Genomic DNA, 17,080 nt, shown 5'->3' with positions numbered 1-17,080 from the left:
GCCCCGAGGCCATCGACGCGGCCCGTCCCGCCGCATCGGATGACCTGCGGCTTCGATTTCGTCTTCTGGCCGCCGCCGTTCTTGCGCGCCGCCTCCAGCGCGACCCGGGCCAGTCGACACCGTACGTCTCGCTGCCGCTCACACTTGCCCCCACGAGGGTGTAGCCGAGGTCCAGGTGCCCGAGGCTCGCGAGGCGCTGCACGGTCGCGACGAACGACCGAGTGAACAGGCGCTGAGCCGAGTGCTGGGCGATGTGGTCGTAAATGAACTGGTGGTCGGTCCGCAGCGTTGACGTTGCTCGACTGTTCACTGTTGCGACCCTCGGTCGCCCCGAAGGGCGACCGCCACCACCGAATGGACCGAGCTGCGCCGCGCCGAGTCCGAGTTGCGACCCTCGGTCGCCCCGAAGGGCGACCGCCACCTCGGAGGCCTCGTGGACCTGCTCGACATGATCTGGTTGCGACCCTCGGTCGCCCCGAAGGGCGACCGCCACCGGACTGCCCGCCGTGGCGCTGGCGGCCGGTGCCGAGTTGCGACCCTCGGTCGCCCCGAAGGGCGACCGCCACCAGCAGGGCGACGATAAGCCCGTCCACACCGACGGGGTTGCGACCCTCGGTCGCCCCGAAGGGCGACCGCCACTCGACCGCGCCCGACGCGGCACCATCCTCCCCGCCGTTGCGACCCTCGGTCGCCCCGAAGGGCGACCGCCACCCGGGAGAGGCAATGGCACAGAGCCACGAGTTGCGACCCTCGGTCGCCCCGAAGGGCGACCGCCACGGGGAGCCGGACAGTCCGGATCCGCTGACCGCTGGAGGTTGCGACCCTCGGTCGCCCCGAAGGGCGACCGCCACAGCTCAGCAACCCATACACGCCCGCCAACCCAGACATTTGCGACCCTCGGTCGCCCCGAAGGGCGACCGCCACCACCACGGGCCAGACCGAACTGCTGTGGTGGCTCACCGAGTTGCGACCCTCGGTCGCCCCGAAGGGCGACCGCCACCAGGATCCCGCCGCCGAGGAGCATCGCGGCCTGCCTGTTGCGACCCTCGGTCGCCCCGAAGGGCGACCGCCACACCGGTGCGGGGCGGCCGGTCGTCGATCACCTGTCCGCGTTGCGACCCTCGGTCGCCCCGAAGGGCGACCGCCACCGCCAAGTACGACGTCGTGCCGTGCGAGGTGCCCGACGTTGCGACCCTCGGTCGCCCCGAAGGGCGACCGCCACGGTAATTGACCAGCGGAAACATGCTAGAGGGAGCGTCCCTCCAACCCAACCGCGAAGGATAGAACCACTCAATGGGTACATATTCCTTGGGTGTGATCCGCGTGCCGCGTGCTTGCTTGGGGTTCCGAAGCCGTCTTCTCCCTACAGGATGAGGTCTGCTCGGTGGGGGTGAGTAGCGGCGATGCCAAGCGTGTGGACGTCTTCCGTACCCGCGTGGGGCAGGCGGTAAATACGGATGCTGTCGGTGTTGACGTCGATCAGGTCTTCGAGGTCGTACATGAATGTCAGGAGCGTTTTGTCGTTGGTGACGACTTCGAACACAGATTTCTGCACACGTATGCCGTGGCCTTCGCAGAGCTTGGCTACCCGGCGGAGTCTGCGTCGGCCTTCGGGCGTGGTGGTGTCGACGTCGTAGGTGACGAGTAGTTCCATCAGGCAGCCGTCCAGGGGAGGTATGCGGGAAGTTCGCCCCGGAGATGGCGCGCGAGGATGCGGGCCTGGACCACTGGCAGTAGGCCTGCAGGGACATTCCTTCCTGCGAGGGAATGTTCCCAGACCTGGGCCTTCCAGTCTTGCCAGGCGGTGATGACGATCTTGCGGCCTTCGTCGGTGAGGCGGACGGCTCCGCCGGGAGTGGTCTCGAAGTGGGCGGGCCGGAGTTGGCGGCGGTTGAGGAGGGTGAGGACGAAGCGGTCTGCGAGGACGGGACGGAACTCCTCCATGAGGTCGAGTGCGAGTGCTGGTTTGCCGGGGCGGATCCCGTGGAGGAAGCCGATGTATGGGTCGAGGCCGACTTGTTCGGCGGCTCCGTGGACGAGTCCGCGCAGCAGTCCGTAGGTGTAGGAGAGCAGAGCGTTTATCGGGTCGGTGGGTGGTCGACGGTTACGGTGGGTGAAGGTAGGGATGCCTTCGGTAGGGCGGATGGTGTCAGCGAGGGCGGCGAAGTGCGTGCGGGCGGCGTTTCCTTCGGTGCCCATGAGGCCGTCAAGGGATGTGCAGGTACTGGTTGCGGCGAGGCTTGCGGCGAGAGTGTCGGCTGCATCGCGTATGCGGGACTTTGCTGTGGGGGCGGCGTCCCGGGCGGCTCTGAGAAGAATCCAGCGGCTGTTGCGGATCTTGCCTGCGGTGATGGTGCGGGCGATGGCAAGGCGGCCCTCGGTGTCCTCGTGCATCTGGTGCTGGGCGTGTCGGAGGAGGACGTTTCCGTGGACGGCGCCGTCGAGGCGGGCGAGATAGCGCCCTCCCCTCGTCATCCAGGTTACGGATCTTCGGTCTTGGGCGCAGCGGCTGATCAGTTCGGTGGAGAGGTTGATGTGGCCGTAGAGGACGATGGCGTCGATGCGGCGCAGTGGGAGGATCTGGCGTCCGGGAGTGTCGGGAAGGTGGACGCGCAGGCTGTCCTGGTCAAGGCGGAGGTCGGCTCCCTGTGTTTGCACGTACAGGGTGTTCAGCAGCTCGGTGGTCACTCGTCGGTGTCCTGTGGGTCGGTGGGTAAGTAGAGAGTGGCGAGGGCTTGGCGGTAGCGGCGCGTTCCGGCGAGCAGTTTCGGCATGCAGTCGGTGGCCATGGAGCAACGGCGGCATCGGTTGTCGGCTGCGGGGCCGGGCAGGTGGCTGGTTTCGAGGAGAGCCCGTACGGCTTGGGTGGTCTTGAGCACACGGTCCCGCAGGGCGTCGTCGATGGTGATGAGGTGGCGCCGGCGGTCGGTTGCCGAGAACACCGCGGCTTCAGGTACGGGTCGCTGGAACATTGCTTCGAGGCAGAGGGCTTGTGCGGCTGCTTGGATGTCGGCTGGCCCGCCGGGGATGTAGCGTCCCGATTTGTGTTCGACAGGGAGGATGCGGCCGTCGTTGTGCAGTTCTACGGTGTCGCAGATTCCGGTGAGGCCGTAGCCGTCGTGCCAGACGGGCAGGGCGTGCAGGGTGCGTACGGTTCGGCGTCCCTTGTTTCCGGGGGTGTCGACACGCTGGTGGAGGTGGGTCCCGCGGATGGTGGCTGCGTCGTCGGTGAAGGCGTCTTCCAGAAGGATGAGGCCACACTGGCGGGGGCAGTAGGCGTAGTGCTCCAGGGCGGAGAGCGTGACCTGCAGGAGGTCTCCCTCTCCGCCCTGGGCGGGAAGAGATGTGGTCATCAGACGGGGCGCGGGATGAGGGTGGTGAGGGTGACGCCGGCGGGGAGGTTGGCGTCACGTACCTCGACGGTGCCGTAGTCGGAGAAGCTGCGTGCGTTGACGTCGTCTCGGGATTTGACGGTGATCCGTTCGAACAGTTCGTGGGAGGGTGCTCGGCCGAAGGCGTCGTCGTGGGTGAAGACGTACAGGCCTCGCAGGGCAAGGTTGGCGCGTGCGGCGGCGCGGTCGTGTTCCAGCATGACTTCGAAGGCGCGCCAGAAGAGGGCGAGGTCGTCGGAGGTGACGCCGGTGCGGCGGGCGAGCGGTGCGCTGAAGTGGCCGGTGCCGCGGTAGAGGGCGTAGGGCACGACGTGCTTGGAGCCCATCTCGGTCTCTTTACCCTTGTTTTCGGCGTCTTGGCCCTCTGCTCGTTCGTTCCACGCCTTGAGGTCTTCTTCCTTGGTGGGGGTGACGCGGGTGATTCCGATGTCGAGGGGGGTGATGCGGTCGATGGAGCGGGAGAACCCGATCTGGACGGGGCCTTGGACGCGGCCGGCCTGCTTGTCGCGTTTGCCCGTCGTCATGACGGCACCGAACATGCGTACGTCGAAGAAGTTGCGGCACATCCATTCCTGCGCGGATTTCTGGTCGCTTGCGGACCCGGCGGTGTAGGCGCGCTCGTGCTGGCTGTTGAGTGCGGTGCCGGCTTCGACGTAGATCTCGTAGCCTTCGCGGGGTTCGTAGGAGTTGATGAGAGCGACGGTGTTGCGGATCTTCCGCTTGATCGCGACGTCGGTGATCAGGCCGTGGCCGCTGACCGGGTCGGTGCGGGGCAGGCCGCCGTTGTCGGGATCGCCGTTGGCATTGGAGTCGACGGCCTCGATGAGGAAGACGAAGTCGTGCTTGCGGGCGGGGTCCAGGTGGGCAGCGGTCATGACGGAACGTTCTCCTTGAACAAGTTCGTGACGGTGTACGTGTGTTGCGGGGTACGGCTCAGGCCGAGGTGGTGTCCTGGGCAGGCTCAGCCTGAGCAGGAACCGCGGCGAGCTTGCGTTCCTTCGCAGCCTGCCTCCGTGCCATGTCCTCGTGACGCTGGTGGGAGTAGCCAATGATGAAGCGGCCCTGCTGGACGTCGGTGAGGTAGCTGGGAAGGTCGTCGCTCACCTTGCTGTAGATCTCGAAGAGTCGTGCCTCCAGCGCGTACCGGGCAGCGCGCTTGTCCCGGCGCAGCCGCTTGAAGTGCGCCCCGGAGTCGGCGAACAGCCGGCGCAGGGTGACGTTGGGCGCGGCGACCGCGGCACTGAAGTACTTGTCCCGCAGGGTGGTGTTGATGTCCGGGAGCGCCTCGTCCTGTACTGACTCAAGAACGGCGAAGAGCCGGCCGCAGAGGTAGGCGGGATCGGTGCTGTCCTTGTCGAGCTGTGGCATCAGGTGGTCCTGAGGGTCGGGGGAACGGTTGAGAAGCAGGCGCAGCAGCGCCAGCCGCGGTGAATCGACGCGCCGGTCGGCGTGGACGCGTTGCAGGAGGAGAGGGAGAGCTCGGGCAGGCGGACGCGTGCCGTGCAGGGCGCTGTGGAGCAGATCGGCCTCCAGGCCCTGGGGGGCGCTATCAGGTGTGTAGCGCTCGCCCTGCCAGCGGCCGCAGGAAAGGGCCAGCTGCCAAAGCGGGAAGTAGCGGGTCCGTCCGGTCCATCCGTCCCAGACTCCGTGGTCGGCGTACCAGGCGGCCAGGTTCGTCTTCGCCGTGTGCAGGGGGACATCAATCCAGTCGCGGACGACGAGACGGGCGTTGTTCAGACCGAGGGACAGGCTGTAGAAGGCATCGGTGTCCGCGCGGCCCGCAGCAGCGGGACCGGGAGCGGTATTCATCGAATCGATGAGGTGCTCGATGTCGGCGGCTTCCGGCTGGTCATTGAAGAACATGGCGAGCGCGGAGTCGGGCTCAGTTTGCTTCGTCCACCACAAAAGGACTCCGTCGTCCCGGAAACGGCGCCTGTGACGGTCCGAGGCGACAAGGTGGTTCAGGACCGCCATGACACGGCCACCGCACCGGTGGCATACGGGGGTGTTCACCAGCTGGGTCAGACCCTCGCGGCCCTGAGCCGCAGTGTTGATGCTGACGAGCTGGCCTTCGTTGCTGCCACCTGCGGTCGGGATCGCCCCCTTCTTCACGGGCTCCGGAATCGTCGCCAGCAGCGCGCGGTACTCACCGCACACCAGGCACAGCCCCGCACGCTCCGCAGCACCGCCTTTACGGGCCCGCACTTCCTCGGCCCACAGCTGCTGCACCGAACCCAGCTGGTGCAGCCAGCGGGTACCGACCATGATGGCGACCGTGTCCTTCGCCTCGACCCCTTCCGGAAGGTCGAGCGCCACCGGCCCGGAAGTGAAGAACGTCCTGGCCGCCTCAGCCGCGGGCTCACCACCTGCGGACGACGCCCAGCGCAGAGCGAGATCACGGTACGCGCCGTGCCGGCGCGACGCCTCGTCCCGGTCCTTCTCCGAGACACTGCCGTCCTTGGCAGCCTTCGGCACCCCGAGCACGAACTCAGCAGTATCGACCAGCAGGTAGGAAGGCACCTTCGTCCCCGACCGCTGTACATACGGCACCGGCATGGTCAGCACCTGGTCGCGCTGACGCCCCGGCACCTTCCGATTCAGGAGCTTCGCACTCAGACCGTCCGCGGCAATATCCAGCACCCAGTGAATCTGCTTCTCACGGTAGAAATCAGCAGGAAGCTCCCCCGCGATCCGGTCCCCGTGCTCAGCCAACCGCTGTAACAGCACCGCTCACCCCTCCGCCTCATCAGCCCGCCACGCAGCCAGCGGCATAGCCACCGCCTCATCCGGCAACGGCTCCTCCGGCACCTCCAGAACCCCATCGACGACGGAAGCACGGAACCACCGGTAACCCTCCCCCCTGGGCCCATACACGATCGAGTGGAGCATCACCCCAAGCTCCTCACTGAACTCCACCACCCGCTGCCGCGGATCCGGCTTACCGAAAGACGCACCGAACTCCCGGCAACCGAGAAACGGCTCCGAGAAGCAGGCACCCCGCTCCACCCTGCGCCGCAACTGCTCGCGGTACTTCTCCTCCGACGCAGGCGGATACTTCGCCGACCCGGCCAAAGCCTCGGGAGCCACCACGATCTGCGCATGGATCCGGTAACGGACATCTCTCAGAGCAAGCGTGCTGCGCTGGTCCCGGTCCATCTCGACGTCATAGCGGTGACACCGGTCGGACTGAAGTTTCCGCACCTCCTGGGCGCTGATCACCGACTTCACCTCGTTACGACGCACCCGCACCCAGCTCACCGGCCGCAACACCTCAATCCTCCGCACCACATAACGGAACTGGGGCTTCCAGAAAATCGCCTCTAGCACCCCCCTGGCCGCAGACGGCGTCATCACCTGATAACTGACCCGCTCAGCCTTCAGCTCCGGCCGCGTAAAACACGCCGCATCACCCCAGACCTCCACCACCAAATCAGGGAAAGCCCAACCCCCATTGCCACGCCCCGCCCTGCTGGATGCCGGCACCATCGTTCTCATCCGTCGTCCATTCCTGACAGTCCACCCCGTCGGGCCTGCCTCTGGGTAGGCCCGACGATGGCACACGGAACCAACGGGACAGCAGTCACTGCCTGTCCCCTAGTGATCCCGCACTGTAGGTGGAGGCACTGACAGCGCGCCTCAGGAACAGAAGAATTCGCTGCTCACGAGGACTCCGGTGTGCTACCTGCCGAAGCAGAACCTGATGTCGGCTCGGACATGCTGTGCCAGATGGTAGATCAGCACCACAACAATGATGATCATCTCAGCTGCGCCAAGGACGGGGAGACTGGTCGCCCAGGAACCGTTCACTAAATCGCCTTCATCTCTATCGTGTGGCAAGAACTTTTCGGACCATCTCAGCGTGCGGCAGAGGCACCTTGCAGACAATGCCGCACAGAACGGTTTCAAGTGCATAGCTCAACGTAGAAAGCGGTGGACGAAATGCGGAGCCTTCATCCACCGCCTCGACAGCAGCAATAAGCCAAACGATCGAGATATTGCGACCCTCGACCAACAACAGACACAGTCAGTCGCCTAGAACTCGTCAAGCGAGCTTCCAACCCATCGTCGCACGCACCGACGCACAACGTGCCTTTCACCACAAACTCAAAATACGTAGCCGCCCCGGTCCTCAGGATCATCTGCGTCCAACCCGCGCACCGGATCGTAGTAACCCCGCCACACCACAAGATCACCAATCACCGGCTCGGCCAGCCCCGCACGCAGCGCAGCAGCAACCTCGTGCCTCGGCAAAGTGGCCATGTGCGGCTGCAGACGACGCAACGGCCCTGGCCCCGACGGGAAACGACCACGCAGCGAAGCAATGTCGGACTCAATGAGGTCCCGCTCCTCATCCGATTCCTCCGGACGGATCACGACAACCGACTGGGCGTACCTGTCGTCAATCATCTGGAACTCGTCCGCAACAGCGGGAAAATCCCACCTCTGACGCAGCTCCTGGATCCCCTCCCCCATCGACCGCCCATCGATGCCCTGCAGCGCCCAGCGCTTCTCGTAGTAGAGGCCCAGGGCATCCAGATCATCCGGATCCGACATATCCGGCCCGAAGAACTCCGCGCTCGCATCCATAGCCGCCTTGTACGACAAATCCTTCGGAACCCCACCGTCCACCGGCCGGAACACCACGACCGTGCCCCCCTCCGCCAACCGGCCGTCACGGTTGCAGCGGCCCGCCGCCTGCTGCAGCGCCTCTGCCGGAGCCCACGCCCGGTACACCCGAGGGAAATCCACATCCACGCCCGCCTCGATCAACGACGTAGACACCACATGCACCCCACGCCCGGCCGCAAGCTCACCCCGCACATGCCTGATCACCTCACGCCGATGCCCAGCAGTCATCCTCGTCGACAAGTGCCACACCGGAACCGCCACCCGACCCCCGCCGTCGCCCGCCCCCGTCAGAAGACGATGCAGCCGCGCCGAATCCCGCGTCGTATTCACGACCGTCAGAACCCGATCCCCACCCCCAGACGCGATCTCGTCCGCGATCGACTCCCACGTCACCTCCGGCCCCACACGCCACTCATACCGAACCCGCCGCAACGCCTCGAACAGCCCTGCCACGTCCTCCACCATGCCGCGACGCGGAACCCCATCCAACTGCGCCAGAGACCAGAACGACGGCTGCGTCGCGGACGCCAGCACCACCGACACCCCGAAGTGCTCCACCAGATCACGCAGCACACTCAAGATCGGAATCAGTAACCGGTCAGGGAGCGCCTGAACCTCGTCCAGCACGATGACCGACCCCGCCAGCCGATGCAGCTTCCGCATCGCGGTAGGCTTCCGCGCAAACAAGGACTGGAACAACTGCACCGTCGTCGTCACCACAACCGGCGCATCCCAATTCTCCGCCGCCAGCCGCGCCCAGGCCCCCGCACCGTCCCCTTCGTCCAGCTCCACCGAACTGTGGTGCTCCAGCACCACAGGACCGGCCCCGCTGCCCTCAGAAGGATCGAGCAGATCCCGGTACACATCAGCATTCTGCTCCGTGATGCTGATATACGGAACAACGAACACCACACGCCCCAAACCATGCTCAGCCGCATGCCGCAGCGCGAACCCGCCCGCCGCAATCGTCTTCGCCCCACCCGTCGGCACATGCAGCACATACATCCCCGGCACACCCGCAGCCGCCGTCAGCGCCTCCTCATACACCCGCTCTCGCAGCCCATCCACCGGCGACGCCACACGCCGGGCAAGCAACCGCACCCTCCGCCGCTCAAAACGCTTCAGCAACTCCCCCATATCCGCGCGCACACCAACGCGCGGCGCCCCGCCTGCGAAATGGGCTGCCGTATCGAGGTAATCCGCATCGACCACACAGCTGAACACCATGCGAGTGAAAACATCCAGGGCCAGCGCCCTTCGACGCGGCAACTCAAGCCCAGCGAGCCAGGCCGGCGGCAGAATCCGGTCGTCCCGCAAGATCTCCGGCACCACCCGGGCCACGGCCCCCGTCGCCTCCCGGGCGCGATCCGCGTCCTGCCCAGCACCCTGGAGCTCAGCCAGCACATCCTTGACCTTGTCCTGATCTGGCAGCCCTCCATGATGCCCTTGCACCACAGCGGCAAGCTGACGCCCCACCGTCCGCGCGGCAAGCAAGGTACCCGCTTCCTTGTGAGGAATCCCTACCGGCTTGCCCATCGGCTCGGCATGAAAGACCAACCGGTCCTGCCAGGCACAGCACCCCTTCCCGACATCATGAACCAGCGCCAGATACTCAGCCGTCTCACCGGCACCGAAAGCCTCGGCGAAAGACCGCGCCAAGGCCGCCGAGCCGCGAAGATGATCCGCCAACCGGTGCCGATACCCCGACTGCGGACTCCGACTGTGGGCAAACAACTCACGCTCTGGCACTGATCCCCCGAGGTTCCAACCACAGAATCCTTCGAAGCCGCCACCCTAAGATGAGCCACTGACACGACCGCGCACACGGGAAGCTGAGCAGGTAACAAATCCGCACCCCGAACCGCATTGGCACTTCGGAACCTCAAGCATGCACGCGACACGCGGATCACACCTAAGAAATATGTACTTATTGAGCGCTTTTGGCCTTCATGGTTGGGCTGGAGGGACATCCCCTCTAGCATGTTTCCGCTGGTCATTTGCCGTGGCGGTCGTCCTCCGGGGCGACCGAGGATCGCAACCATCAGCATCCCCTCGCCTGGTCGTCGATCACACTAGTGGCGGTCGTCCTCCGGGGCGACCGAGGATCGCAACCCCCACGCGGCCACACGCCGGCCGATACGGTCCAGGTGGCGGTCGTCCTCCGGGGCGACCGAGGATCGCAACCGCTGGTCAATGGGTGTTTGTGCCCCCGGCAGGACGTGGCGGTCGTCCTCCGGGGCGACCGAGGATCGCAACCCGGTCAGGTGGGTCGGCCCGTTCAGCCCGACTGTGAGGGTGGCGGTCGTCCTCCGGGGCGACCGAGGATCGCAACGCCCCAGTTGACCGCGACGCTGGTGGTGGCGGCCGGGTGGCGGTCGTCCTCCGGGGCGACCGAGGATCGCAACAGCGGCGACTGGCGGCAGGAAGGCAGCGGCCTGGAGGTGGCGGTCGTCCTCCGGGGCGACCGAGGATCGCAACTCATGTCCGGCCTTCAGGGCGCCGGCAAAACGACCCGTGGCGGTCGTCCTCCGGGGCGACCGAGGATCGCAACCGGTCGGTCAGGCGGTGTCGCGGGGGGCGGTGACCGGTGGCGGTCGTCCTCCGGGGCGACCGAGGATCGCAACTTCACCATCCTGCCGACCACCTGAACGGAAGACACAAGTGGCGGTCGTCCTCCGGGGCGACCGAGGATCGCAACCCCGACGATCTGGTCCGGGCCCAGCGCGAGTGGCTGTGGCGGTCGTCCTCCGGGGCGACCGAGGATCGCAACTACGACTTCGGTCTGCGCCAGGCCCGCGTCAGCCATGTGGCGGTCGTCCTCCGGGGCGACCGAGGATCGCAACCACACGTCCACCACGGCTTGGTCCTCGGAGTACGCCGTGGCGGTCGTCCTCCGGGGCGACCGAGGATCGCAACACCTCTGCCGGCGGCACGAACAACAGCCTCGGGATGGGGTGGCGGTCGTCCTCCAGGGCGACCGAGGATCGCAACACCCGCAGGGCGATCCGGCGCAGCGCCCGGCTCCACAGTGACGGTCGTCCTCCAGGGCGACCGAGGATCGCAACCGGACCTCGGCCATCACTTCGTTGAGGTCCGCCGCGAGTGGCGGTCGTCCTCCAGGGCGACCGAGGATCGCAACAGGAAACCGGCGGCGAGGCCCGGGTCGCCAGCCCGTGTGGCGGTCGTCCTCCAGGGCGACCGAGGATCGCAACACGTGATCGACCGCGTTCCGGGCCGCGGAGCCGTCGGTGGCAAGTCGTCCTCCAGGGCGACCGAGGATCGCAACGGGCAGCGCCTGGAACAGGCGGCCCTACACCTCGTGGGTGGCGGTCGTCCTTCGGGGCGATCGAGGATCGCAGCGGTCTGGTCCGGGCGTCGTCGGCCGCAGTCGCTACGGTCGGGGACTGGCTTCGGAACCTCAAGCATGCACGCGACACGCGGGTCACCCCTAAGGGAAATGTACCTATTGAGAGCTTTTAACCTTCACGGTTGGGGTGGAAGGGCGCTCCCTCTAGCATGTTCCCGCTGGTCATTTACCGTGGCAGCCGTCCTTCGGGACGGCTGAGGATCGCAACCCTCTCCCACCTGCCGCTCCCGCAGATCACCGGCGGTGTGGCAGCCGTCCTTCGGGACGGCTGAGGATCGCAACGACAGCGTCGAGCCAGGCCATCAGGTCGGCAGAAGGTGGCAGCCGTCCTTCGGGACGGCTGAGGATCGCAACGGCTTCGTACGGCTTGAGCCGCGTATACCGGTCCAGTGGCAGCCGTCCTTCGGGACGGCTGAGGATCGCAACCCCAGGGTCGCGAGTGAACGGGAGGCTGTTCGACGGTGGCAGCCGTCCTTCGGGACGGCTGAGGATCGCAACTCGTCTTGCCCGGGCAGACGCGGCGCTGGCCGATCGTGTGGCAGCCGTCCTTCGGGACGGCTGAGGATCGCAACTGCGCGGTGTTGTGGAGAAGGAGGTTGGTCAGGCCGTGGCAGCCGTCCTTCGGGACGGCTGAGGATCGCAACACTCCCCTGCACATCCAGGACTGGGCCGCGCGCCTCGTGGCAGCCGTCCTTCGGGACGGCTGAGGATCGCAACCGGCGGCCGGGCGGCGGGCGGTCGGCCAACTGGCGTGTGGCAGCCGTCCTTCGGGACGGCTGAGGATCGCAACCACGTCGACGACACCCGGGCGACCCAGCCTCTCTCACGTGGCAGCCGTCCTTCGGGACGGCTGAGGATCGCAACAGTTCCGCCGCCCGGCCACCCCGGAGACGGACGAGGGTGGCAGCCGTCCTTCGGGACGGCTGAGGATCGCAACGTGGTGGCGACTACGGCCGCGACGGTCTCCCAGCCGTGGTGGCAGCCGTCCTTCGGGACGGCTGAGGATCGCAACTTCCGCAGCGACCACCGACGCCGCTTCGGCGCGGGTGGCAGCCGTCCTTCGGGACGGCTGAGGATCGCAACATGCGCATCACGTCTGGGCCATGTCGACGAAGCGGGGTGGCAGCCGTCCTTCGGGACGGCTGAGGATCGCAACACCAAGGTCCCCGGCCGGGTGACCGTGGCCACCACGTGGCAGCCGTCCTTCGGGACGGCTGAGGATCGCAACAGCGTGGCGGCGCAGCGTTGCCGCCCTCTCGTCCTGTGGCGGTCGTCCTCCGGGGCGACCGAGGATCGCAACGAGCTCGGTCGTGTACATCTCCGACAGGGCTACCGTGGTGGCAGCCGTCCTTCAGGACGGTCGAGGATTGCAGCGGTCTGGTCCGGGCGTCGTCGGCCGCAGTCGCTACGGTCGGGGGCTGGCTTCGGAACCTCAAGCATGCACGCGACACGCGAGTCACCCCTAAGGGAAATGTGCCTATTGAGAGCTTTTAACCTTCACGGTTGGGGTGGAGGGACGCTCCCTCTAGCATGTTTCCGCTGGTCATTTACCGTGGCGGTCGTCCTTCGGGGCGACCGAGGATCGCAACGTTACCGCTGACAACGGGTTCGGGGGCATGGGCGAGGTGGCGGTCGTCCTTCGGGGCGACCGAGGATCGCAACTGCCGCACCGTCAGGGAGACCCGCGTACCGCCGAGGTGGCGGTCGTCCTTCGGGGCGACCGAGGATCGCAACCTGGGCTTTGCGGCAGTGGTGGTTGACGGTGCTGGGGTGGCGGTCGTCCTTCGGGGCGACCGAGGATCGCAACCACCAGGCCACGGGGTCCTCCTATCGGCGCTGGTCGTGGCGGTCGTCCTTCGGGGCGACCGAGGATCGCACCCCCGCGTTGTCGCCGCTTCGTTGAACTTGGCCCGCTCGACGTGGGCGCGGCGCGGCGGCTTCGGTGCTTGAGGTGCCCGAGGCCGGATAGACGTTGTACGGTCGCAACGAACGACCGGGTGAACAGGCGCTGCGCGGAGTGCTCGTCGTACCGGGCGATGTGGTCGTGGACGATCTGATGGTCGTGCGCGGCGCGAGTGCGCCAGTCCAGTACCTGCTCGCGGGTCAGGTCCTCAAGGACCAGCTCCTGATCATCGACGGCCGGCTCAGGGGGCGGGGCGGTTACGGCCGGGCGGGGCGCGGGGAGTACGACCGGGGCCATCGGCGAGGTCGGGACGTCGTCCTCGTGCCGTGCGGCCGCAGCTTCAGTACGGGCTAGAGTTGCGGCGGCCTGCCGGGCCCGGACCTCCTCCCACTCGTGCGCCTTCACCTACGCCATGGCCGTCACGTCCTGGTGCAACTGCTGCGCGGTGGCCATCCGCCGCTCCGCCTCCGAGGCTCTGGGCATCGCGGCGTCGACCTTGGCCGCGACCGCGCTGCGCCCGGTGGTCGGCCTGCCGGTCCTCGCACCGGGGGCAGACCTGGCCGGAGTCGAGCACCGCACGTCGCCGCACTGCTGGCGCTGGGGCAGGGCCAGGCCGATCAGCCAGCCCACCGGGTCCTTGATCGGCCCGGCCGTGCGCATCTGGTTGGCCAGGCGCCGGGAGAGCCGGTCGGCGAGGACCTGCGGCGCGTCCGCACGGCCGACGAATCCGACCACCCTGCTCAGCTCGCTGCGGGCGGCGGCCACCAGGCGGAGGGCGGACGGACGCTCCAGACGCGCCCACACCAGGTCGACCGGGGCCAGGATGGCCCGCAGAGTCTGCCCGGTCGCGGTACCCGCGGTCGACCGGCCGAACGATCACGGGCCCGGCATGGCAGATACATGATGATCACGGGGTGGTGTTCATGACGCCTTGGAGAGCTGGGACGCGGGCCGCAGGTACGGGCGTGCCCCGGCGTTTGTAGGCGAGGGCGGCACGGATGCTGTCTTCCAGAGTGCCGTCGGGCTGAGCAGGGCGCTGCCGGGCCTGGGCCTGGAGGATTTCTTCCTGGGCGGCGGGCTCGGTGAACGCGTGCTCGGGCTCGCGGCTGCGGAGGAGGGCTTCGGTCTGGCGGTCGGCGGCTTCGCGGATGAGGGGTGTGAGTCCGGTCTCGCGGGTGCCTCCGGCGGTGTGGTGGGCGGCCAGGGCGGCGAGGTAGCCCGGGTGCTTGGGCCGGGGTTCTTCAGGCCGCGCGGCCGGGGCGGCGGTGTCTGCGGTGGTGCTGGTTTTCCGGGGGCTGGGCGGGAGGATGTTCAGGGTGCGGACGTTTGCGGTGGGGACTGCTGTGGTGGCGGCCGTGATCAGTTTCGGTGTGGTCCAGCGGAGCTTGGTGGCGTAGGCGGGGGCTTCGGGGACGACGTCCAGGCGGCCGGTGTCCGCCTCGAAGCCCACGGCCTGGACGTGACCGACGAGTTCGGGCGCGGCCGCGGCAAGAACGGTTTCCCACCGGTCGAGCAGGGTGCCGCCGGCGGCCGGGGCGACCAGGCCGCGCTCGGTCATCATCATGCCGATTGCCGCGCCGAGCCCGACCGGGTCGCGCCCGTCACGCCGCACAGTTAGGCCGGTACGCCGCCGCGGCTTCTTGGTGGCGCCGTTCTTCTTCGCCGCTTCCCGGGCGGCGATCAGGGCCTGGCGGGCGAGGTCCACACCGCTGAGCTGCGGGGCGCTGGTCATCAGGCCACCGCCCCGGCGAGGTCCTGGGCCCGGTGGCGCAGGCACACCGTGCGGGTCGGCAAGGCCTTGCGGGTACACGGCACGGTGCCGTCTTTGCCCGTGCAGACGGACTGCCCGGCCGCAGTGGAGGCAGCCGTCGGCGGAAGCCCGGGCGCCTGGGCGGGCTCCGTGCGGCAGGGCTTGCACAGCCCGTCGGTGAGTGCGTGCCCGGTCAGCATGATCCGGGCACCGCAGTCACCGCAGGCCCCGCGCGGCGGGCCCTCAGGCTCGCGCGGTGCCGGTGCAGGGCGGTCGATGGCGGCGTCGAGTTCGCAGTCGGTGCAGTGTCCGGCTGGGCCAGGGCGGGTGCCGTGCTCGGGACACAGGCCCCGAGCGGCGCGGTCGGTGCGCTGCCGGGCGGCGGCCTTGTCCTGGACGGTCTCCGCGCAGATCTCGCACGCCACGCCGGTCCGCCAGATCACCCCGGCCTCGCAGTCCTGCAGGCCGCAGCCCCAGCGGGGCAGGGCGACGCCGAGCAGCCACCGGCCCGGGTCACGGATCTCCGTCGCCACCGCGCAGCGGGCGGTCAGCCGGTGGGACAGCCGGTCCCGTGCGGTGCCGTCGGCCAGCTGGCGGGTGACTTCACGGGCAATCTTCCGGGCGACGAACGGATTGGTCACCTGGGCCAGGAGGTGATGCACCGGCTCCAGCAGCGTGTAGACCTCCGCGCTCATCACCATCAGACCGCCGGACGACGAACCCCGGCCGCTCCCGGACCTGCTGCTGCGCTTTTCCGTCATCGGATCCGACGCGGGCTTGCTCTTTCCACCCGCGCGCAGCGCGAGACCAGCCCAGCCCACGGCGGCTGCGGCTTCACCGTCGGCTGGGTTTTCCACAGGCGCAACGCCTTCTACTACCTGTACGTCGCCTACGGCGGGTGACAAGAGCGCTCGCCCGTCATCAGGTGAGTCAGTCCTAGGTGATTCCTTATACGCGACGGATCCCTCACCAGCTTGGGAACCCGATCCCTCACCAGCTTGGGAACTGGACGCCCCAACAGACCCGCTGCCCACAGCCGCCTCAGCGGCCTCTGGGGCAGTGCCGCAGCCGTCGGCCGGGATGTCCGGGCGGGCCTCCGGGGCGATGTCGTGCGCGATGTACAGGTTCCGGCCCCGCTCTCCCGCACGCCGCCGCACCGTCACCCAGCGCGCCGTCTCGACTTCGTCGACGACCGCCGAAGCCGCCGTCACCGTCAGCGCCTGGCCGGCACGACGGCCCGAGTAGTGCCGCAGGTGCGAGGCGAGCTCCGACTCCGTTACCGCGATCCGCCGCGCCTGCGCGTACGCGACCAGGGCATACACCCGCAACTGCCTCGGCGTCAGATCCTCCGCGACCGCCACCGGCAACCACACGAACGCCTCGTCACGCGACATCGGCCGCACCGCGCGGATCGCCGACCGGCCCGTCCCGCCCGGCAGCGTGCGGCGCTCCGACCGCAGCTCCACCACACCGTCCGGGCCCGGACGGCGCAGCTGGGTCATCCCCCGCTCCACCGACGACGCCGACAGCCCCAGGTAGGACGCGATCGTCTCCGTCCGCGCCTGACACCCCTCCGGACGCGACGCCAACGCCTTGATCTTCACGTACGTGCTCAGCGCCACGTCCTGGTAGAACGGCGACCAGACCAGACGCATCGGCACCCGCACCCGCTGCACCCGCTTCCCGCCGGTCACGACCCGGCAGGCAGAACCCCCGCCAGCTTCGGGTGCCGGGCGCGGCGCGGGCACCACCACGGCGGCCGACGCCGCCACGGCACTCACCGGCCCGCCACGACACGGGCGAACATGCTCATCACTGCTGTCATGCGCCCGATATATGCGCTAAAGCGGACACCCCCGCCAAGAGCGCTATTCGCTCCCGCACGGCGGGCAGAAATCTTGGAACCCGTCCCGTCAGACGGGAAGGCGCCGTCGACGGAGTTGTCGGCGCCTTCCGTCAGAGGGTGCGTGAGCGGGGCGGCCGGGGCGGCGGGAGCAGAAGTGGTAGTCACGCCTGCTACAGGTGTGGGTCCGGGTGTC

11 protein-coding genes and 4 CRISPR repeat arrays are annotated in these 17,080 nt (G+C 68.0%); of the genes, 1 reads left to right on the top strand and 10 read right to left on the bottom strand.

What is annotated here, in order from left to right:
- Positions 1–311: 311 nt before the first annotated feature.
- Positions 312–1,222: a CRISPR direct-repeat array (repeat unit 37 nt; unit sequence GTTGCGACCCTCGGTCGCCCCGAAGGGCGACCGCCAC).
- Between the two features lie 141 nt (positions 1,223–1,363).
- The 7 genes from cas2 to ACFC79_RS30200 all read right to left on the bottom strand — a co-directional run bounded on the left by cas2 (position 1,364) and on the right by ACFC79_RS30200 (position 9,710).
- Complete coding sequence (cas2, locus tag ACFC79_RS30230; RefSeq protein WP_376246580.1) at positions 1,364–1,654, bottom strand: CRISPR-associated endonuclease Cas2; 291 nt, start codon at positions 1,652–1,654, stop codon at positions 1,364–1,366.
- A complete protein-coding gene (gene cas1c, locus ACFC79_RS30225) occupies positions 1,654–2,688 on the bottom strand; it encodes a type I-C CRISPR-associated endonuclease Cas1c (protein ID WP_376246578.1) in 1,035 nt (344 codons plus the stop codon). Before cas1c ends, cas2 begins: the two co-directional genes overlap by 1 nt.
- Positions 2,685–3,353 (bottom strand): CRISPR-associated protein Cas4, encoded by a 669-nt coding sequence (gene cas4 / locus ACFC79_RS30220; protein WP_376246575.1) that lies wholly within the window; start codon positions 3,351–3,353, stop codon positions 2,685–2,687. The genes cas1c and cas4 overlap by 4 nt, the downstream gene beginning before the upstream one ends.
- Entirely contained in the window at positions 3,353–4,267 is a 915-nt protein-coding gene (cas7c, locus tag ACFC79_RS30215; protein WP_376246572.1) for a type I-C CRISPR-associated protein Cas7/Csd2, read from the bottom strand. The genes cas4 and cas7c overlap by 1 nt, the downstream gene beginning before the upstream one ends.
- Positions 4,268–4,325: 58 nt before the next feature.
- Entirely contained in the window at positions 4,326–6,119 is a 1,794-nt protein-coding gene (gene cas8c, locus ACFC79_RS30210) for a type I-C CRISPR-associated protein Cas8c/Csd1 (protein WP_376246570.1), read from the bottom strand.
- 3 nt (positions 6,120–6,122) lie between these two features.
- Positions 6,123–6,818 (bottom strand): type I-C CRISPR-associated protein Cas5c, encoded by a 696-nt coding sequence (gene cas5c / locus ACFC79_RS30205; RefSeq protein ID WP_376246566.1) that lies wholly within the window; start codon positions 6,816–6,818, stop codon positions 6,123–6,125.
- Between the two features lie 678 nt (positions 6,819–7,496).
- Positions 7,497–9,710 carry a CRISPR-associated endonuclease Cas3'' gene (locus ACFC79_RS30200; protein WP_376246563.1) on the bottom strand — a complete coding sequence of 738 codons (2,214 nt, stop codon included), beginning with the start codon at positions 9,708–9,710 and terminating at the stop codon, positions 7,497–7,499.
- Between the two features lie 317 nt (positions 9,711–10,027).
- A CRISPR array of direct repeats spans positions 10,028–11,381; the repeat unit is 33 nt; unit sequence CGGTCGTCCTCCGGGGCGACCGAGGATCGCAAC.
- Positions 11,382–11,559: 178 nt separating this feature from the next.
- Positions 11,560–12,762: a CRISPR direct-repeat array (repeat unit 37 nt; unit sequence GTGGCAGCCGTCCTTCGGGACGGCTGAGGATCGCAAC).
- Positions 12,763–12,940: 178 nt separating this feature from the next.
- Positions 12,941–13,267: a CRISPR direct-repeat array (repeat unit 37 nt; unit sequence GTGGCGGTCGTCCTTCGGGGCGACCGAGGATCGCAAC).
- 93 nt (positions 13,268–13,360) lie between these two features.
- Between ACFC79_RS30200 and ACFC79_RS30195 the strand changes: the two genes are divergently transcribed.
- Positions 13,361–13,645 carry a hypothetical protein gene (locus tag ACFC79_RS30195; RefSeq protein ID WP_376246560.1) on the top strand — a complete coding sequence of 95 codons (285 nt, stop codon included), beginning with the start codon at positions 13,361–13,363 and terminating at the stop codon, positions 13,643–13,645.
- A 51-nt stretch (positions 13,646–13,696) separates the two neighbouring features.
- On the opposite strand, the gene ACFC79_RS30190 is transcribed toward ACFC79_RS30195, so the two are convergent.
- The 3 genes from ACFC79_RS30190 to ACFC79_RS30180 all read right to left on the bottom strand — a co-directional run bounded on the left by ACFC79_RS30190 (position 13,697) and on the right by ACFC79_RS30180 (position 16,735).
- Positions 13,697–14,095: a hypothetical protein gene (locus tag ACFC79_RS30190; protein ID WP_376246558.1), complete on the bottom strand. Its 399-nt coding sequence runs from the start codon at positions 14,093–14,095 to the stop codon at positions 13,697–13,699.
- A 103-nt stretch (positions 14,096–14,198) separates the two neighbouring features.
- Positions 14,199–15,023: a DUF721 domain-containing protein gene (locus ACFC79_RS30185; protein WP_376246555.1), complete on the bottom strand. Its 825-nt coding sequence runs from the start codon at positions 15,021–15,023 to the stop codon at positions 14,199–14,201.
- Positions 15,023–16,735: a hypothetical protein gene (locus ACFC79_RS30180; RefSeq protein WP_376246553.1), complete on the bottom strand. Its 1,713-nt coding sequence runs from the start codon at positions 16,733–16,735 to the stop codon at positions 15,023–15,025. The genes ACFC79_RS30185 and ACFC79_RS30180 overlap by 1 nt, the downstream gene beginning before the upstream one ends.
- Positions 16,736–17,080: the final 345 nt, after the last annotated feature.

Origin of the sequence: Streptomyces sp. NPDC056061, from assembly GCF_042266885.1 — a bacterium.
Classification (GTDB): Bacteria; Actinomycetota; Actinomycetes; order Streptomycetales; family Streptomycetaceae; genus Streptomyces.
This window is presented reverse-complemented; position numbering and strand designations above follow the sequence as displayed.